Annotated in this window: 19 protein-coding genes and 1 pseudogene; 12 read left to right on the top strand and 8 right to left on the bottom strand. The window is 54.2% G+C overall.

Features of this window, described 5'->3' with window-relative positions; genetic code table 11:
• Positions 1-1179, top strand: a complete 1179-nt coding sequence (locus tag C3B54_RS06340; RefSeq protein ID WP_104913746.1) for a mandelate racemase/muconate lactonizing enzyme family protein — start codon at positions 1-3, stop codon at positions 1177-1179.
• A gap of 28 nt (positions 1180-1207) precedes the next feature.
• Positions 1208-1972, top strand: coding sequence for a sulfite exporter TauE/SafE family protein (locus C3B54_RS06345; RefSeq protein WP_158665573.1), 765 nt, complete (start codon positions 1208-1210; stop codon positions 1970-1972).
• A gap of 200 nt (positions 1973-2172) precedes the next feature.
• Here C3B54_RS06345 and C3B54_RS06350 read toward each other — a convergent pair.
• Positions 2173-3341, bottom strand: a protein-coding gene (locus tag C3B54_RS06350) for an IS3 family transposase (RefSeq protein WP_425440304.1) whose coding sequence is annotated in 2 segments (ribosomal slippage) — positions 2173-3081 and positions 3084-3341 — 1167 coding nt in all. Because the reading frame shifts where the segments join, the coding sequence is not laid out codon by codon here.
• A 43-nt stretch (positions 3342-3384) separates the two neighbouring features.
• Between C3B54_RS06350 and C3B54_RS06355 the strand changes: the two genes are divergently transcribed.
• From C3B54_RS06355 to C3B54_RS06380, 6 genes are all read left to right on the top strand, one after another.
• Positions 3385-3849, top strand: a complete 465-nt coding sequence (locus C3B54_RS06355) for a hypothetical protein (RefSeq protein ID WP_104913748.1) — start codon at positions 3385-3387, stop codon at positions 3847-3849.
• Between the two features lie 20 nt (positions 3850-3869).
• The gene (locus C3B54_RS06360; protein ID WP_104913749.1) at positions 3870-4169 is read left to right on the top strand and encodes a hypothetical protein; all 300 of its coding nucleotides are present in this window, start codon (positions 3870-3872) and stop codon (positions 4167-4169) included.
• Between the two features lie 589 nt (positions 4170-4758).
• Positions 4759-5346, top strand: a complete 588-nt coding sequence (locus tag C3B54_RS06365; protein ID WP_104913750.1) for an SHOCT domain-containing protein — start codon at positions 4759-4761, stop codon at positions 5344-5346.
• A gap of 142 nt (positions 5347-5488) precedes the next feature.
• Entirely contained in the window at positions 5489-6046 is a 558-nt protein-coding gene (locus tag C3B54_RS06370) for a hypothetical protein (RefSeq protein WP_158665574.1), read from the top strand.
• A gap of 15 nt (positions 6047-6061) precedes the next feature.
• Positions 6062-6706 (top strand): hypothetical protein, encoded by a 645-nt coding sequence (locus C3B54_RS06375; protein WP_104913752.1) that lies wholly within the window; start codon positions 6062-6064, stop codon positions 6704-6706.
• 121 nt (positions 6707-6827) lie between these two features.
• On the top strand, positions 6828-7208 hold the full coding sequence (locus C3B54_RS06380) for a phage holin family protein (RefSeq protein ID WP_158665575.1): 381 nt from the start codon (positions 6828-6830) through the stop codon (positions 7206-7208).
• 87 nt (positions 7209-7295) lie between these two features.
• Here C3B54_RS06380 and C3B54_RS08995 read toward each other — a convergent pair whose 3' ends face one another.
• Both C3B54_RS08995 and C3B54_RS09050 read right to left on the bottom strand, forming a co-directional pair.
• Positions 7296-7424 (bottom strand): hypothetical protein, encoded by a 129-nt coding sequence (locus C3B54_RS08995; protein WP_281256232.1) that lies wholly within the window; start codon positions 7422-7424, stop codon positions 7296-7298.
• A gap of 246 nt (positions 7425-7670) precedes the next feature.
• Positions 7671-7784: a hypothetical protein gene (locus tag C3B54_RS09050; RefSeq protein ID WP_425440312.1), complete on the bottom strand. Its 114-nt coding sequence runs from the start codon at positions 7782-7784 to the stop codon at positions 7671-7673.
• Between the two features lie 116 nt (positions 7785-7900).
• Between C3B54_RS09050 and C3B54_RS06390 the strand changes: the two genes are divergently transcribed.
• On the top strand, positions 7901-8140 hold the full coding sequence (locus tag C3B54_RS06390) for a transposase (protein WP_104913755.1): 240 nt from the start codon (positions 7901-7903) through the stop codon (positions 8138-8140).
• 13 nt (positions 8141-8153) lie between these two features.
• Here C3B54_RS06390 and C3B54_RS06395 read toward each other — a convergent pair.
• Positions 8154-9297 (bottom strand): annotated as a pseudogene (locus C3B54_RS06395) (IS3 family transposase).
• A 146-nt stretch (positions 9298-9443) separates the two neighbouring features.
• Between C3B54_RS06395 and C3B54_RS06400 the strand changes: the two are divergent.
• Positions 9444-10316 carry an IS3 family transposase gene (locus tag C3B54_RS06400; RefSeq protein WP_425440313.1) on the top strand — a complete coding sequence of 291 codons (873 nt, stop codon included), beginning with the start codon at positions 9444-9446 and terminating at the stop codon, positions 10314-10316.
• Positions 10317-11419: 1103 nt separating this feature from the next.
• On the opposite strand, the gene C3B54_RS09055 is transcribed toward C3B54_RS06400, so the two are convergent.
• The gene (locus tag C3B54_RS09055) at positions 11420-11809 is read right to left on the bottom strand and encodes a zinc ribbon domain-containing protein (protein ID WP_158665576.1); all 390 of its coding nucleotides are present in this window, start codon (positions 11807-11809) and stop codon (positions 11420-11422) included.
• A 359-nt stretch (positions 11810-12168) separates the two neighbouring features.
• On the opposite strand from C3B54_RS09055, the gene C3B54_RS06415 reads away from it, so the two are divergent.
• The gene (locus C3B54_RS06415; protein ID WP_158665577.1) at positions 12169-12828 is read left to right on the top strand and encodes a hypothetical protein; all 660 of its coding nucleotides are present in this window, start codon (positions 12169-12171) and stop codon (positions 12826-12828) included.
• A gap of 1848 nt (positions 12829-14676) precedes the next feature.
• Here C3B54_RS06415 and C3B54_RS06420 read toward each other — a convergent pair.
• From C3B54_RS06420 to C3B54_RS06430, 3 genes are all read right to left on the bottom strand, one after another.
• A complete protein-coding gene (locus tag C3B54_RS06420) occupies positions 14677-15351 on the bottom strand; it encodes a hypothetical protein (RefSeq protein ID WP_104913760.1) in 675 nt (224 codons plus the stop codon).
• A 355-nt stretch (positions 15352-15706) separates the two neighbouring features.
• The gene (locus C3B54_RS06425) at positions 15707-17074 is read right to left on the bottom strand and encodes a hypothetical protein (protein ID WP_158665578.1); all 1368 of its coding nucleotides are present in this window, start codon (positions 17072-17074) and stop codon (positions 15707-15709) included.
• 63 nt (positions 17075-17137) lie between these two features.
• Complete coding sequence (locus tag C3B54_RS06430; protein WP_158665579.1) at positions 17138-18493, bottom strand: hypothetical protein; 1356 nt, start codon at positions 18491-18493, stop codon at positions 17138-17140.
• A 127-nt stretch (positions 18494-18620) separates the two neighbouring features.
• Between C3B54_RS06430 and C3B54_RS06435 the strand changes: the two genes are divergently transcribed.
• The gene (locus C3B54_RS06435) at positions 18621-18809 is read left to right on the top strand and encodes a hypothetical protein (RefSeq protein ID WP_158665580.1); all 189 of its coding nucleotides are present in this window, start codon (positions 18621-18623) and stop codon (positions 18807-18809) included.
• The last annotated feature ends 86 nt before the right edge of the window (positions 18810-18895 follow it).

Here is an 18895-nt window from a genome sequence, read left to right on the forward strand (position 1 = left end):
ATGCACATTACCGGTATAGCCGTCACGGAGATTAGCGCGCCCCTTGACCGCCCCTATTGGATGTCCTTGGAGCCATACCGCACGGCGTCCGAACTGATTGTCAGTATCAGCACAAGCGAGGGCATCACCGGTCTTGGAGAAATTCACGGTCGACCTCTTCATCAGATCGCGGAGCTGATCATCGAGAGCTTCGCGCCCAGCCTGATTGGGCGCTCGCCCGAAGACATTGACGAAATATGGCAGTCATTATTTGACCTCAGCGTGACACGGGCGGGTTCAGCGCTCGGTGAATCACACGGTCAGCCTCATTTTGGCTCCGGGGTTCGCCCACAACTTATGGCCGCAATCGCGGGGATTGATATCGCCCTGTGGGACATCATCGGCAAGACACAGCAGATGCCACTGTGGCGTTATTTTGGGGCAAAACAACCCCACGTTGACTGTTACGCCAGTGGAGGTTACTACGGGCCAGAAGGAGAGAGTTACACCGCTGAACTGGCTCAGGAAATGGCTGGCTACGTCGCCCTTGGATATCCGGCGGTCAAAATGAAGGTTGGGGGCCTAAGCCTCAGCGCCGACGTAGAGCGGGTTGCGGCAGTTCGTGAAGCCATCGGACCAAACACCGACTTGATGCTGGATGCTAATCAGGCATATTCGCTAGAGGAAGCCATTTCAGCGGCCACCGCGTTTGCCCCGTACTCCATTCGATGGTTGGAAGAACCCCTCCATTGGTACGACTCGATTCGGGGTCTTGGTGAACTCGCCCAACACACCGCCATCCCGCTGGCATCGGGAGAAAGCGAGATTACCCGACACACATGTCGCGACCTGATCGAACTTGGGCACGTGAGCGTTATGCAGTTTGACGCCACCCGTGCGGGTGGCGTCACCGAATGGCGACGGGTTCAACAACACGCACTCCCGCACGGAGTCGGAATGGCCCCCCACCATGATCCCCAAATACACGGCCACCTCATAGCTGCCTCACCCAATGGCCTGATTCAAGAGGTTTTCCCCAATGCCTCACGGGACCCACTATGGGATTCACTTTTTATCGGTAAGCCAGAGATTCATGACGGGGTACTCACCCTCTCCGAACAACCCGGTTGGGGGTGGGAGCTGAACCCTGAAGGCTTGAGCCAATTTGGCAAGAACACCTGGCAGGTGGGAAAGCTCTAAAGATCATGACCCGTCAGAGCCACTCCCCGTGCTGATTTTTTCGGCAATCAGCGTCGTCCTTGGATCAATCAGCCAACGAGTTGCAGGGCTTGGGTTTGCCCTGCTCGTCGCCCCCGTATTCGTCCTCACCTTCGGCCCCTACGACGGAGTAGTGCTGATCAACTACGCAGGAACCCTGTCATCTGTTGTCGTACTCATGAGACTGTGGAAGGACGTGAACTGGCGGACATACCTTGCACTTGGTCCACCAGCCGCCTTAGCCATCATTCCCACAAGCTATGTGGTGGTGAACTTTCAAGGCCCAGGCCTCCAAATAGCAATCGGCCTGATTGTGATTGCCGGACTCACCTTGGTTCTTTCCCGACCGAAAGTCACCAAACAAATCACCCCCCGGTGGTGGGTCACCATGGTGGCGGGCGGCGCAGCTGGGGTAACCAGTGCAACAGCTGGGGTGGGTGCTCCTCCGATGGGGATTTATGCAGCCGCCACCGGTTGGCCACAACGCGAATTTGCCGCAACATTACAACCGGTGTTCATCACCACCGGAGCAACGTCATTTCTCACCAAAGTGTCCTTCGCCGGAGGTTTACCTAGTTTCCACTGGTCCATTTGGGTGGGGGTACTCGTCTTAAGCGCTGTTGGTCTTTCCTTGGGGGAGGTTGTGAAGAACCTCATTTCCGGTAACACCGCGCGAACCATCGCTTTCGCACTGTGCTATCTGGGAGCGACAATGGCCACGATTGACGGCCTGCTTCAATATTTCTTCACCACGGGAACCGCCCTCCCGGGCTAATCACAATAAGCGCCAACCCCGGGTTATGGATCAACCGTGGCGCCATCGTGTGGTGTACGGAGTTCCAATCGCCCCGCGGTAGCTGGCGTTTTCGGAAGCCAAAAGTGGGTGTTTACGAAATGTGAACCCGGGCCCATTTAGTGTCCAAACAATCTGTGCGGCGGGTCGGGCCTGGTGCACGTTTTGGTGACATGTAGGGTTTAGGCTGCGTGGCCTGTTTCAGTGGTCATTTTTGCTTCGTATTCGATGGGTGTCAATCGCCCTAACCGGTCTTGTCGCCGGCGGCGGTGGTATTTCGTTTCTATCCAGGTGACGATTGCTTGCCGCAGTTGGTCACGGGTGTCCCAGGTTCGCCGGTCGAGGACGTTTCCTTGGAGGAGGGAATGGAATGATTCCATCGCGGCGTTATCCGCCGCGGATGCGACTCGACCCATGGACAAGATCAGTCCATGCCGGGTGAGGACCTCCTGGAATGCCCTCGAGCGAAACTGGGATCCTCGGTCGGCGTGAACAACACACCCGGTGACATCACGACGTCTGGCGACCGCGTTGGTGATGGCAGAGGTGACGAGTGTTGCTGTCATCCTCTCGGAGATGGAATAGCCCACAATGCGGTTCGAGAACACGTCTTTCACCCCGCAGGCATACAGCGTTCCCTCGCGCGTTTTATGTTCAGTGATATCGGTGAGCCATAACTGGTTGGGCCCATCAGCGGTGAAGTCACGTTTCACCAGGTCGTCAGCAACAGCAGGGCCAGGCGTCTTGCCCGACCCACGCTGTTTCCTGCCGATTACTGAACGAATGCGTTGCCAGGAGGCCAACTGCCACGCTGTTCGACGACTCATCGACCAGCCACCCTGTTCTGCTTCATCACGCAGCAGCCGATACCCGTATTCAGGGTCAGCCCGGTTGGCATCCACCAAAGCGTTGAGCTGATGCGCTTGCGCCCACGCCCGATCAGACACTGGAGTGTCTAACCACTGGTAATAGGGTTGCCTGGCCATTTTCAACACCCGACACGTCACCGTCACAGGGACACCCTCCACGGCTAGCTCACGAACGAGCGGGTACATCATTTTGGGGAACCACCCAATTTCAGATTCGCTTGCGACAAATACGCTGCCGCGCGACGCAACACCTCGTTTTCCTGCTCCAACAGGCGAGTGCGGCGACGCAACTGCCGCAACTCCTCCACCTGGTCCTTGGTCACACCATCACGGGACCCGTTTTCCACCTCGTCAGCCTTCAACCAGTTCGATAACGTCGCCGGGGAAATACCGAAATCCTCAGCGATTTTCTTCCTCGGCTCACGACTACTACGCGCAATTTCCACCACGTCACGGCGGAACTCTTCAGGGAACGCTTTCATAGCAACATCCTTCCAGGAACACCCCACGGTGTTCACATGTCAGATGTCACCAAAACGTTCACCACCCCCATCAGCGGAAACTGAGTTTCTTCTCAGCGAATCAAAGCTTGCTGACTTAGAGGACGAGGAGCGGGACAACGCGGCTCGACTCTTAGATATCCCCGCAGAGCAGGGAGACGCTTGGGCTCTTTGCACAAATGTGATTAACGACGAATTGTTTGGCAGTGGAGCGACGGCTGCCGATGAGGCGGGATGTGAAGAGTGGCGACAGCTTCAAGACAAAAAGGAGACACTCACGGTTCGACAAGACGAACTCCCGGCAGAAATTAAATCGGCGAGGGACCTTAGAAATACAGCGCAGGTGAAAGCCCTTTCGGCAGACAGAGCCTTTGATGCTTCGATTTCTTTTGGGTTTGCAGGGGTCGCTGTTTCGGGAGTAATCGCGGTGACTCTATGGATTATCGGGCTCCAGCAAACAAGGCATGGTCAGGCCAGTCAATCAAAGTGAAGAAAGTTATGAGGTAAGAGATGGCACTCAACACCGGGACCAAGGCCCTCTGGGCTATTGGAAGCGTCTTTTTTGGACTTGGGCTATTCGTATGGCTCTGGGCACGAGGGAGGGTTGACTCACTGGGTTTTGCTAATGAGTTGTCTCTAGAGTTTGGTTTGGGGGGCGATGGCGAATACCTCGATGCTCTGAATCTTTTGGCTATTTCGGGGATCGTGATGGATTTCGGTGCCTTCGTTTTACTTGTTGCATTGGCGGTGTCTGCGATTGGAGAATTCGTGTTGCGGGCGGGGAGAGTCAATGAAAAAGATGAGCAGTAAGTTTCGGAGGCATCAATTTACCCTTGCAACAACTTTGACGGGGAGCCTTGCCCTTGGAGCTTGCGCTGCCCCCGAAGCAGTCAGTGCCTGCGAAAGGCTGGACACGTATCTGGGTGAAATGTCTACCGTGATGAGTGGATGGAACGATTTGACCGATTGGTCTGAATTGGTGAAGAGGCAAGAATCGGCCTAGGACCAGCTGATTGGCAATGATTTGCCCGATGCTCGCACCTCCGAAACTGCAAACCTAATTGAGTACTTGGTCTTCGTCGATGAAACTGTTTTGGGAAGTGCTGAGGCGGGGTTTTCGGCAGATAGGTCCATCGAAGCACGAAAGCTTCACTTGGAAAATGCACGGGACTTCCTAGAGAGTCGCCCGGATGCTGTTGTTAAGGCAAAGGTCGCCTGCAGGGAGCTTGCTAGGTAACTGGCTTGTCTATCCCCGCGTCCCCATGCCGATGACGGTTGCGCCCTGTGACGTGCCCCCACTCTTTTCGCTCCGAAAAATGTGAGAGTCATTCTGCGGCTCGAGGGTTCTGGGAGTCGCGTCCTGGCCCCGGGCTGAATCTTGACATGAGAAGATTCGTTTGTGGATATTCCTTCGCTCTTTCTCATGGTGGCAATCATCGGGATTTTTATTTTCCTCGTTGTGCTCGCCTTCGGCCCTAAAGGACAAGAAAAAGAACAAAGGCGTCGGGAAGCGCGTGTTGAAAAGAGGAAGCTCCTCAGGGCGCAGGGCGTGGAGTTTGCTACTTCATCGACGAAGGGCACGAACATGGTGCTCTTCGTGATTCTTTTTTCAATCGTCGCCATCGCAATTTCTGTCACAGCATTTAGCTTCTACTCTTACGTCTCGGTTGTAATTACAGTTCTAGTGGCCGGTGTGTTGGGATTAATCCTCGCGGTGCTCTCGGCAATGGTTGCGGATATGGCCGAGTTGTCGAACCGGAGCTGGCTGTCTTTTTTCTGGCTGTCTTTGCTGATAAGTCCTCTTGTCACGTGGCTCGTTGTCGCGGCGCTGAAGCCGGCATCAACTCCCAATCAGATCGGCCAATCCGCAGGCCCAAACCAATCGCCGCTTGAACAAATCGAGAAGCTTGGCTCTTTTTTGCGAGAGGGTTTAATTAGCCAAGAGGAATTCGACAAGAAAAAAGCGAGTCTTCTTGATGAAATCTGATTCGCGAGAGCATCTGATTTTTTGACATAACCTCGCCTTTGCTGCTTGGGTAAAGGGTATGGGGTCAAGGCTTATCGGGGTTATGGTCTTGGTTGCATTGTTGCCTGCCTGCTCCACGGGCACGACTACCATCGTTCCAGACGTGGATTCTTCGGTTGAAGGTGACCAGCAAGTTGACGAGGCAGCCCAATCTGCGGACGAGTTACCCGCTGACAAGCTGGAAGCCCGCTCAGACTCAGTGGAAACGGCAGAAGAGTTGGGCTCCAGAGAAAATCCGCTCCCGATAGGTACTGCTGTGGTCCTCGATGATGGGATGGGTGGTGTTTGGGAGGTCACTCTTCTTGCGCCGGACCTTGAAGCTAACGAAGTTGTGCTTGCGGAAAACATGTTTAACGAAGACCCGCCGGAGGGCTTCCAGTACTCGCTCCTACCGGTTGTAGCAAAGTACCTCGGCGAAGAAACAGGGACTGCCGCATGGGACCTTGACTTCGCCTACGTTTCAGCTGCCGGCACCACTCATAAGCCCTTTGATGTTTCGGTTGTCATTCCGGACGACCTAGGCAGTCTGAATGAGTTGTACAACGGTGGTGTCGCGGAGGGAAATATCGCAATTGCGATTCCCTCAGAGGCCCCAAAACAAGGAACTTGGCGGATAGGCACCTCATGGGGAGATGCTGCCGTTTTTTTTGCCGCGCAGTAAGAAAGGTGCCAACTAATGACAAAGACATTTCCCCTTACGGCCCTTGTTGGAGTGTTTGTGCTGATAGTCGTGGGATGTACCACCCAAGAAGACCCCGCGCCTAGGACCAAAATGGCGGTCGAAGAGTCTCAGGACAACCAAGGAGAGGCTGAAGCGGACACGGGAGAGGCTGAAGGCGATAAATCGATTGGAGTCGATGAAGGTTTGCTAACTGTCGACGTCACGATTCCCGCCGAGTTCTACGAAGGTATCTCGGAGGAGGAGATCGCACAAAGCGTCGAGGAGGAGGGTTACACCGACTTCGTAATGAACCCTGATGGCAGCGTAACATTCACGATGCCCAAGGCGGTCTGGGATGAAGCTCTTCGGGAAATGAAGGCAGACCTCGACGCGTCGATTCAAGAAATCGCCAACGAATATCCTGAAATGCTCAAGTCCGTCACTTATGACAATGACGTCACTGAATTCGAGCTTGTAGTTGACCGCGCCGCTTACGAGTCAAACTCAGAAGCGCAGTGGCTCGGTTTTGGCCTCAACTTTCAGGCTCAGTTCTACCAAATGTTTGCTGGGGTGCCAGCTGACGAAAGAGGTGGGTCTGTTCAGTTCATCGACGAAGCAACTGGCGAAGTATTCGATAGCCAAGAGTGGCCAGTCAACTGAATGACAAATCGCGTGGATTCTAAGAACCCAAGGGAGACATCTTGTGTCTGAGGGCGAGCACGACGAGCTCGTTAGCTTGCTTAAAGAGCAGATAAGAGCCACGAATAGAGCGAATCACGCGGTGAGGGCGATAGTTATTCCCTCCACCCTGATACTGATTTTCGCTCTCCTGTCAATCCCCTTTGTCTTGTTGGGTTTTGCCTTCGGCGCGGGGTTTCTTGTAGTTGCGGGAATCCTCTTAGTTATCGGAGCTGTTCTCGCGATTATTAGCCAAATCAGGGAGTCCGACCTGTCGGAAGTTCCAGATGATTTGGTCTCCGCCCTGAATTCCGCGACCAGGCCCAGAATGTTGCAGAATCGTTCCGCCGAAGACGAAAGAACGGGCAATCAAGAGGAGCAGTCCAGTAAAAAAACTGATTATGCTGGCGAGGCCGCTTGTCCTGATGAGCAGAAAACTCCCGAGGAGCGTGACCACTATCGTCGGTTGTATGGGTTGGAGTGAGAAGTGTATTTGATTCTGGGTGCCACCCAACGTGCCGGCGGCGGCCCGCTAATTCCAGTCGAGTAGCCGCTTCTTGGCGATTGCACACTATTCGACGGTGATGGCGCCTGTCGCGTGAAGCTGGGCCAAACGCTCGATTTCACCTGCCTGCGAAACAGGACCGTCTTCGGAAGCATATTGCTTCGACGGAGAGATTGCCGCTACGACGATTGCCATGATTAGCGGATTGAGTAATATCGAAAGCCAAAAGGACTTTGCCTACGAACCAGAGGAATGCACCAATTATTACGATTAGTGCACCGAGTGCGATGAGGTTTTCCATGCCTACAGCCTTACAGTCACCTCAGACATAGTGCGCCATTGGTTACGTTTGCTGAGGCGGGGTGGCTTCTTACCAACTCTCACCCGTCAAGCGTCGAGGTGAGATGAGCGCTCCGTGCACTAACTGATTGTGGTGAAACGCTACGCGTCTTCCGCCGAAGGGTATGACGCATGGGCTCCGAGGCGCTGCACGCTCTCGGACGCGGCATGAACTCCAGCTCGAAGGGCTTGCTGCCACGAATGGCCACCATTCACGGCCGAGACGAAGTACCCAACAAAGCAGTCGCCTGCCCCCACCGTGTGGGGGTGGTGAACGTTTTGGTGACATCTGACATGTGAACACCGTGGGGTGTTCCTGGAAGGATGTTGCTATGAAAGCGTTCCCTGAAGAGTTCCGCCGTGACGTGGTGGAAATTGCGCGTAGTAGTCGTGAGCCGAGGAAGAAAATCGCTGAGGATTTCGGTATTTCCCCGGCGACGTTATCGAACTGGTTGAAGGCTGACGAGGTGGAAAACGGGTCCCGTGATGGTGTGACCAAGGACCAGGTGGAGGAGTTGCGGCAGTTGCGTCGCCGCACTCGCCTGTTGGAGCAGGAAAACGAGGTGTTGTGACCTGCCCCCTGTTTTAGGTCCAGTCGCTTCGAGAGTCGTCACTGGTTTTTAGTGGGTGCATTGGCCAGCATAAATGCTCGGGGTTGAATAGCCGAGCGATGAGTGCGGCCGGATGGTGTTGTATTCCTCCTTCCAGAGCCCGATGATGCCTTTGGCGTGGTTGAGTGAGTAAAACTGGTTGACCCCGAGGCATTCGTCTCGGATTTTGCCGTTGAATGACTCGACGTATCCGTTTCGCCAGGGTTGCCCTGGCGGGATGAATACCCGGTCTGTTTCACTAGCCCACTCGGCCAAGGCTTTACTGACCAGCTCTGGCCCGTTATCCATCCGCAGTGCTTTTGGCATGCCCCGCTCCAACGCCAACACGTCGAGTTGTTCCGCTAGATCCAGCCCAGTGATGGAGTAGTCGACGAGGCCGCCCAAGCATTCTCTGGTGTGTTCATCAACGATGGAGAGAATCTTGATCGGTTTGCCTGTGATGGTTGAGTCGAACTGGAAGTCGACAGACCACACATCATTGGCTTTCTCAGCGACCACTGCTGGGACGGTTGACACACCGATTCGTTTCCGGCGGCGTTTCACCACCACGCGGAGTCCTTCTTCAGCCCAGAGGCGTTGAATTTTCTTATGGTTCACCTGCCAACCGTCACGGCGGGCGTCAACATACGCCCGCCGATACCCCCACCGGGCATGACGGCGCGCATAGTCACGCAACCACGCCCGAAGGGCCCGATCTGGATCATCAGGGCGCTCACGTTGCAAGCGTCGGCGGAATGCAGACCGGGATAGCCCGACTAGTCGACAGGCGAGCCGCTCACTGATGTCAAAGACTGACATCACATGAATCACGGCCCGACGTCGACTGGTCGGGCTTAGAAGTGTCCCTCAGCCAACTCCTTGAGGACTGCTTTTTCGAGTTCTGCTTCAGCGAGCAGTTTCTTCAACTGCAAATTCTGCTTCTCCAACGCTTTGAGCTTCTTCGCGTCTTCTGCTTTCAAACCGCCGTAATGGTTTCGCCACCGGTAATACGTCGCCTCCGTGACATTCAGCTCTTTCAACACGGCAGCAACGTCACCGCCCTGGGCGAGGATGCGATCAGCGTCCTGGATTTTCCGAACGATTTGCTCCGGCGAATGCCGCTTCTTCCTTTTCGTCATGATGTTCACAGTCTTTCTGCCAGCTGACGCTGGCCGCAAGACGACTCTCATAACTTTCGGACCTAAAAAATGGGGTCACGTCAGTTGCGTCGCGCGGCAGCGTATTTGTCGCAGGCCAACCTGAAATTGGGTGGTTCCCCAAAATGATGTACCCGCTCGTTCGTGAGCTAGCCGTGGAGGGTGTCCCTGTGACGGTGACGTGTCGGGTGTTGAAAATGGCCAGGCAACCCTATTACCAGTGGTTAGACACTCCAGTGTCTGATCGGGCGTGGGCGCAAGCGCATCAGCTCAACGCTTTGGTGGATGCCAACCGGGCTGACCCTGAATACGGGTATCGGCTGCTGCGTGATGAAGCAGAACAGGGTGGCTGGTCGATGAGTCGTCGAACAGCGTGGCAGTTGGCCTCCTGGCAACGCATTCGTTCAGTAATCGGCAGGAAACAGCGTGGGTCGGGCAAGACGCCTGGCCCTGCTGTTGCTGACGACCTGGTGAAACGTGACTTCACCGCTGATGGGCCCAACCAGTTATGGCTCACCGATATCACTGAACATAAAACGCGCGAGGGAACGCTGTATGCCTGCGGGGTGAAAGACGTGTTCTCGAACCGCATTGTGGGCTATTCCATCTCCGAGAGGATGACAGCAACACTCGTCACCTCTGCCATCACCAATGCGGTCGCCAGACGTCGTGATGTCACCGGGTGTGTTGTTCACGCCGACCGAGGATCCCAGTTTCGCTCGAGGGCATTCCAGGAGGTCCTCACCCGGCATGGACTGATCTTGTCCATGGGTCGAGTCGCATCCGCGGCGGATAACGCCGCGATGGAATCATTCCATTCCCTCCTCCAAGGAAACGTCCTCGACCGGCGAACCTGGGACACCCGTGACCAACTGCGGCAAGCAATCGTCACCTGGATAGAAACGAAATACCACCGCCGCCGGCGACAAGACCGGTTAGGGCGTTTGACACCCATCGAATACGAAGCAAAAATGACCACTGAAACAGGACACGCGGCCTAAACCCTACATGTCACCAAAACGTGCACCAGGCCCGATGTAGCAGCTTCGGAAGACTGGAAACCAGAGAAAATGGACCATCCCACGACTCCAAGGGTAAGGATAGAAAAGACAAGAGCCAGCACGTTGATTGGCTTTTTAAAATTACTCACGTACTGATACTGACAGTTCGGGTTGAGGTATCTCTACTCGTTTTTGCTGGGCTTTTCATTATCAGAACAAAAGTGTCAAGAACAGACCCGCTGGGCGCAGGTTTGGCCACTCTTAGTTGGGACGTTTTTTGCTTGTTTTTAGGGTTTCAGATTTTGTAGCCGCTGACCTGGAACTAGTGGACCTCTTGCTTTGCTAGTGGCGCCAAAACCTCAACCGAAAAACCTGCACTGGAGTTGGAGTTAAAACTGGGTCTCGCTCCCTATGCCGTAACAAATTCCATATTTGTCGAAGTAGAACGCTGCGGACCATGCTCCGAACAGGCTTCCGTGGCTCCAAATTACTGTTTTTCCTCCGTCCGGGCGGCGAGAAGAATTGAACGGGGCTCCGGCACAGCGTTCAAACTCTGCGTAGGTCCATCCCCGAACGTCACCCAGCTCATCGAAGAATTTCGCCGGATTTGGCGAGGACCATCGCCCGGGAATGAGGTCTGAGCGCAGAGGGCCTGGCCATGGAAAGACTGCCCATATGCAGTCGGCTGGCACCAAATCGTCCGGCTTGGGTTGAACTGTGGGGTCGAAAACGCTTCCCGCGTTCTCATGTTCTTCAGAACCTTTCTTAACCTCGACCGCCCCTCGTGCATCCCATTCCTCAGGCGTCATAGACCCCTGCGGGACTCTTTGCTCGTCGGGGTTCAGAACCACCGTGTCGTCTCTTTTTGTTGGGGACTGCTGCGACCAGCGGGCGTCATCCTGTGCTGTTTTGCAGTGTTTACAGAGACGCGCCTCGGCCTTTATCTGCTCCGCGCACGCGATACAAGGTCTTACGTCACCTGCCATGGCAACTCTCCCCTTCTCGGTCAATTCTCGCGGTACCCGCCATTTTCTAAATTCCCGAGGGGTCCTTCACGGAACGCTCAAAGAACTTCATGCTCGCGGTACCGCCGTCGAGCATCATCAGAGCAGAGCTCCGATAACTGCAAGAAACCCAAGAGCGAGGATGAGGGTGAAGCAGCCACAGCCACACCCGGCAGAGCTTCCCCAAAGCGCTCCAAGGAAGCCCGCCCCTGCCCCCGGGTCACCAGCATTTGCTGACACCCCATCGGGGACAATGGGTTCCGGCTTATGGACGTTCCGCGGCTTGTCGACCGCTTCCCCACACTCGAAGCAAAACGAAGCCTCAGGCTCTAAGACTGCACCGCATGACGAGCAGTCGTCCTTTTTCTGCCCACGCTCCTTCTCCTCAGCAAGGGCGGCAAAACTAATGATGGCGGGACTCAGTTCGGCCCCGCATTCAGAACAAAACTTCTGACCAGCTTCAATTGGCGCACCACACGACCTACACAAAAGTAACCCCCCGCCTAGTTCAAATATGCCACGTAATTAAAAAAAATTGCAACACTGCCCAGACATCGATTGGATAGAGGTAAGGAGTTGGTTAAGTGGTCAACTCGTTCCAGAGAGGTTAGCTGCAGATGCCCAAATGCTTCTCATGCTCTTATGAGACCAGAGCGAACATGACGTTCTGCCCGAGCTGTGGCTCGAGACTCAAGAGACCCGACCAGCCGAAAGGTGGGCCCGGTACGGAGCAGAATTTTGAAGCAACCAAGAGCACACCAAAATCACAAGTTCTCGACCCAGAAACCGCAGCTGGTGAGGCGGAAAAAAAGAGACGCACAGTTCTTATGTGGACGGTCGCAGGAGTCGTGTTAGCTGCAATTGTGGGGGCAAGCATTTGGAGCGAACAGCTGAGCCAAAGAGAAGAAGCAACCGCTGCCGCCACCGCCGAAGCCATCGCCGACGCTTGTGCCCAGTACCTGAAGGCACACGAGCCATCCATTGCCGAAGGTGTAATCACATCCCACATTGAGGGCCTCAAGCAAATGGATATAAGCATCGAGAACTCGGCTGGACAGAGAATTGGAACTGACGCGACCTGCGATTACTCATTCAACACAGGCGAAACGGAGTTTTTCATCGACTCCATTGAATGGCGGCGTCAAATAGACGGTGTGCCATCAGACATCAACTACTCACGGACCACAAATCTCATCACCGTGACCGCAGATGAGCCCGAGGAGCGTGAATCCCCAACAACAACCAGTCCAAGCCAGAGCTGCTCTGACGCATTTCGGGCGGCTGCCGCTGTGCCCCTCAGTCAAGACAATAATGCTGAAATTAGGGAAACAATCTTCGCCTGCTCGAATGTCGACGAATGGTGGAAGGGACTTCAGCGCTACCCGGATACCTTCGGGATGACCTATTACCTGGACAGTGAGAAGGGCCTCTACGTGCGGACCGCGTGCACTCTCGGCGAGCGCTCCCCAGTTTGTAAAGACGCAGACCGGTTGGGACTTACATTCTGAGCTCTGGTGACTTCGGGCCCCGCCGCCTTGCAAGCGGCCTCACCTCTGGTTAGCCTCTAAAAGATGGAAAAGTTTTTCACTAATTGCGGTACCGAGCGGATCGCTGGCAATCAATTTTGAGGCGCATGTGGGACGCCCTTTGGGGGCGGCGAACCAAATGCGGACAATGCGGGAAAGGCATTTATCAAGAACTCGGACAGGCGGGTGCCAGTCGGCAGCGTCAAACCGGAAAACAACGATGAAATCATGGACGCAGGCGGGGTGTGGGCTCTTCCGGGAAGCGAATAGGCAGGAAACGCGGGCAAACCCTTTGACTCCTCACAAGTTCCTGCAGCGGGCGACCTTGTGCCGGGAGACTGCACGTGGTCCATCCGTGCCTACCCTGGCAAACCAAATGTCCACTCGAAGAGCGCACAAAAAGCGATGGCCGAGATGGGGCAGCTCGTCGGTCGGCCCTACGACGAAATAGTCCGATATGCCGGTCCCCCGCACTCCCGCCAACCTGCTCAGGATGGCCTCATGGGCGCTGTCGGGTTAGAAATGGGTTTCTTATCCGCATGGAGCGTCACACTTGTTTCGACTCGTTTGGAGTGTGTGGAGCCGTATTAAACGAGTCTGCGATCTAAGTCGACTCCAAGTTCGTAATCTATCTCCGTCCTCACAACTATCCGGCTTTAGAGCCAACGCAAGCAAGGAGACTGATCACAGCGAGAGGCTCCACAACTTTCTCCTTACGACGTCAAATTCTAAAGAGCATCGTTTTAGCAAACTTGAAGGCTGGGGAGGCAAATATCCTCGGCATGAGATTGGCGAGCTCGAGAGGCCCATCCGGACGTCGTAATAACGAGCAACAAGTGAACGAACCTCTAGCATTAAAGCCATGGGTTTCCTAGAAGTTGTCCCTGTAACTCCAACAAAACCGCAGCCAAATAAACACTTGTGTGGAGTGCCGCGGGCTCGGCTCATGCACTGGGCAACTGGGTCTGTGGCAATTGGTAGTGGGACCTCATGGCAATGCGATTCATGTAGCGAGGTGTGGCTCTACGACGCGTATTCGAAGAAGACGTTTACGTACTTCTGGACATTGATGCCACACGCTTTATTAGTTGTCGCCACGCTGGGCCTTTTGGGGCGCTCCAACGGCGGATGGAGAAAAGCCTCTTTTCTTCGTTTCTGGCGAGCAGTAAACATAGCCCTATACGTGCTGCTAACTGTCTCGACCCTACTCGTCACATTTGTTGGGCACAGATAGCCAAGGGTTGAAGAGTATTCACGTAATGGGAATTTCTGGCCATCCGGTTCGCTCCAAAAACTCAAATTAAGCGCCTCGCGATTGACCGAGTTTGACCTCTAATCAGTGCGCAAAGGTGGGCGGCCACACCCATCAACGCGACAAGGCTCGCAAACGTTCGGTTTCGGACATCAAATGGTCACTTGCACCGTTTTTTTGAGTTGAGGCAAGAGCCGAGTGGTCTACGTGCGATGAACCCTCTGATTAAGAGACAGAAACCGACCCCACTAGCTACGTGGTTTTCCAGCAGTTTACTGAGCTTGGGGGTGTCAGGGTGTATCAGGAAATGTCAGTTTGTCCGGGCGTGCTCCTGACATTTCTCCTGACATTCAAAAAACCCAGCTAGAAGACCGCTTCCCCACCCCTCTAGCCGTATCCCAACCCTCTCTTCGAGCGGGACCAAGGCAGTGATACTCCGCGGGGATGGAGTCTTCTCAGGTTTGGGTCCGACGGGCTTTGCCGCAGTCTTTCTGAGCGTGCAGAGAGGTCCGGATTACACCCGCAAGGACCGCTACTCCAGCCCGTGGCCCGGAAAGAACGGCAAAAACCTTTGGCAGCTACGGAACCAGTCCCTCGGCCAAGCCACGGTGGGCAGTGAACCAATTTCTGATGACCTGTCGCTCCTCTGTGGTGAAAGCGCGCTCTACTGTGCCATCTGAACCGGACAGGCGAAATTTTGAGCTGTCGTCTCGCAAAAGCGCAGCGATAGCTTCGTCCTCCGACGGACCGGGAGAGACCACCCCGTACTCGGTTACAATCCCACCATTTCCAACATCGGTTCCTTTTTCGTAGGACTCCCATGTGCTCAGCTCATACGTCTGCCCGCCGGCCCGAACGACAAGAGTGTCGAAGAAAATCCAATCATCAGCCGAGTAATAGACCACGAAAGCAGAAAAAGCTGCCGACCCCCCGGCGGTATCAACTTGCCCACCAAAAATAACTGAGTCCGCAAACTGGGTCGCGGCCCAAAGATATGTGGTTTCTTCGTCAAAATCGTCGTACTCTTTCGAGGAAGCGGATGAAAGTGCGGAATCCAGTTCGTATTGGGTTACTGGCCACACCTGGTCGGAGCGAGAGGACTGGTCCGTGACTGCATCTCCTGCACTGCCGGCTCCTTGTTCAGCCGACACTTCCGGGGAAACACCACTGTCAGCGGATTGTGAGCAGCCGGCCAAAGCAAGCATGGCAACTGCAATAGTGATGGACAAGGCAACATTTTGGGCTTTTTTCACCTCTTTAGTCTTACTTACAATTTCACTGCCGGCAAATCAAGAATTAACCTCAACTAGATATTGGTGCGTGGAGTCGTCAGCAGTTGTAAAGTGTCAGCGCTTTTCCGCCTTTTTCCCGGTTTTCCTGACCGATTCCGTCTTTTTTACGGAATCTGTTCGGAATCGCTCTTCTTGTCGAGGAGTTAATTACCCGTTCACCCCCAGTACTCGGCGAGAGCCTCACACAGCGTCATAAACGCTCAAATTCAGGGATATCGGTCTATTTTGAGCATGGATGAATGTCCATGAAACTGGAGTTCGTGGGGCACAGAAAAGCGCCCCACAACCGATGACAGACTTGGCGTCGGTACCGCCGCTATTGCGCTGAAAGGCAACCAACACACTCAGCGCCTTTCCTCCCTGTCTTGTAATCCTCAATTTCGGCGAACGCCGTCTTCATGAGAGCTCGAGCGACACGGAACTCCCTCAGGCCGTATAAACCGATTGAGTCTGGCGAGAGCCCTAAAACATGCTTCAGCAGCAGAAATCGGGATAGACCAACCGCAACAGAACCTGCCAAAACAAGGGCGTCCGTGTCCATGAACCTGTTCTCTCGATGGTGCTTCAAAGAATTGTGAGTCTTGGGCATGAAGCATGCAAGTGTTGCCCTATCAATATTCCATTCTTCGTAGGGTATCGGTGCCTCGGAAAAGAGCCTGTAAATGTCGAAAGCAGCCCACTCTTTGCTTTTCCCGTTAGCTGTTCGTGCCTTGGGGTTGGAAAGAATATTTGCTAAGGATTCGAGAGCAATGAATGCTGACAACAACGTGTGTTCTATATAAGCCACTCGTTTCCCTGCGTAAAGACTGGAAATCGCCTCGATTGGCCGCCTGAATTCGTCATATTTTCCGTGCCAACGCGCAAAGTTATCAACACCAATCTTTGGGAAATCAATGGGAAGTCTCTTTGGCGGTTCCTCAGAGGGGTTTTCCCCACTCGCGCCGCTGCTCTGGTCATGTGTCCATAGGTCAAACGTTTGGCTCTCGTCCTGAAGCCCGATGACTTGGGATTGAACAGAAACGTCTTCACCGAGAGCAACTCTCAAAAGAGCGAGGAATTCCTGTTTCCTGTCTAGGTGAAGTTGGAGTGGAACATCTTCAGTTGCGCTGCTCTTGAACCGAACTGAGCCGGTGACCGACAAAACATTGGCTGCCACTCGAAACCGTGATTCGTGAACAAGTGCTAACTGAAAATCTTGGAAACCCCAGTCGGCAATTACTATGTTGGGCTTAATCGCAACCGTCTTTTGCGGAAGCGTAGGCTCCCACTCGAAACCGCGCACTCTGAACAGGTGGCCCAGCGGCTCAATCGCGCTAGAGAGGGTGACGGCACGAAGAGGGGGCGTCAGAACTATTCCCGCAGCCAGTTTGACGACAAATGCAACTCTGTACTGAATCCGAGCAGGCAAGGTTCCGAGCGAGCCTTTCGCGCTCTTGAATTGCAGTCCGAAAAGCGCCCATCGACCGTCGGGGTTGGAGATTTCGACGGACTCATCGGTATTTAGAGAGTCCTGGTCTTCGCCCATTTCACCAAGGACGGGAAGGAGAGCCCCAGGCACGTGAAGCGTGAGCACAAATCGCCCGGGCGAGGAACTCTCGAGAATGGCAGGGCATCCTTCAAGGCGGTTGTCTCCTCTTGCAACGCTGCCGAAAAGGATTGTCCACCCATCTTTGTCTTCATCCACGCTTCCAAGCACGCTTTTTAGGCTACAGCCGTTTGGTGAGCCAAAAACGTACGTTAGGTCCGTTCAGGCCCCATCCTCATGAGCCTGAAGAATTCGCTCCGTATCCAGCTTCCGGAAGATTGGCCAATCTAGAACGTGGTTAATCTGTAGTCGACCGGAAGCGAACATCTGAGTGGCTAGAGCATTAGCCTGGACGCGGTCGCCTGTCAGGACCAACTTCGCGAGTTGAAGTCGCTCGAATCTTTCAGCCACCGAATCATCAGGCTCCCATTGCCGAATTTGCTCCTCCACAGTGTTCTCTTCGAAGGGAGGGTCAAGTTCGAATTCGGAATCTCTGTCAACCTCATCCAGCTTCGCTAGCCAGGCATTAATTCTCACTTCATCAACTTGAAAGGACCTGAGCCGCGAGTGGTCAAGGCTCGCCACGACGGAGGAGAAGCCATTGTTGAGCAGACGAATCTGGATGTACGTTAACGGCCCGCTAAACCCGGGTTCCTTGGAAAAGAGCTTGTCACCAGAAATGGCCCACAGCTCGTAACCAAGAGCAAGATATGCCTCACAAGCCTCTGCAAACCTCTCTGAGGTCAAGCGAAAGTCTGTTTCTTGTAGTCCAAGTTCCTCCATCAATTTGAGGTGTCTGCTCTGGGGTTTCGCATCACCATGAGCAAGTACATTTCTAATGAGGTGGAAACGCTTGACATCAGTAATGGAAGTGAGTGCTCCGGGCGCGATTAGTTTTCGTGGGGCTCGCTCAAACCACTCAATCCACGCGTCTAGAGAACGGTTCAAGACTGTTGCGGCCTCTCGCTCTGCGAAGAGCTGTGCGACACCCTCTTGATTTACAGCCCGGATAATTTCTCCCGAGGAAAGGCCAAGGCTCTTGAGGTCATAATCCACGGGATGAAGAAGACTAATAGCAACCATAAGGTCTCCGGTCAGGACCTCGAAAGCGGAGTCCAACTGAAGAAGCAGACCGGCGTACAAGCGAGGCCCACCTGTTCTCCTCTCGACCGACTGGATGGCCCTCGTGATTGGGTGTAGGAAGAGGTCTGGGTCGAAGGGCTCGTCTTTGGCAACCACCAAAGCCTCAACCCTCTGTCGAATTTCCTCATCCAAAGACTCCTCAAAGGAATCATGGAGCGTGCCATCGGGCGAGACGAGGGATTTTCGATATTCGAATGCATCCCGCACAATCTCGCCGAGCTCTGAGCCTTTCAACCTCAAGACATCTGGAGGAAAAACCTCCCGCAAGCTCTGCTCAACCGCGTCATTCAATGCCTCAGAGTTGTTCATTGACTGACGGACGAGTCGTGCCATGTCCGACACCTCTAGCACGAATGACAAAAAATTCTGAAAGGAGACAAACCACCTTTTTATTGGCGGACGAGAATCTGAGGCTCCAGCTGTCACGTTGTCCATTTACCAATTCAAACACTAGAACTGAGAGACTCGAAAGACCGACTGCGCTCGACTGTGGCTACCAATCATTGGAGGCAAGGATTTGGAGTGGTTCCGGTTCTTCATAGTTTTCGAGGATGAAACCTCGGTGGCCCACGACATTATTGGCACCGGCGAGCAAGCCCACGAGGAATTTGACAAAGCTTTTCTAGAAGTCTCGACCGGCTTTCTACATGGTGAGAAGCTGCCAAAACGACCGGCTTTCATGGAGTTGTCCCGGAAGGATGAGCTCGACAACCCACTAGCTCAGTACACGATTCCGGAAATTAATAATTAGTTTCCGTGCTCGTCTTGGAGCCATGCGAAGGCATTGCCGCAGCAGCACAAAGTGTTTCTTCGGGCGCAGGTGCGTAGTCACACAAT

Origin of the sequence: Pontimonas salivibrio (assembly GCF_002950575.1) — a bacterium.
Lineage (GTDB): Bacteria > Actinomycetota > Actinomycetes > Actinomycetales > Microbacteriaceae > Pontimonas > Pontimonas salivibrio.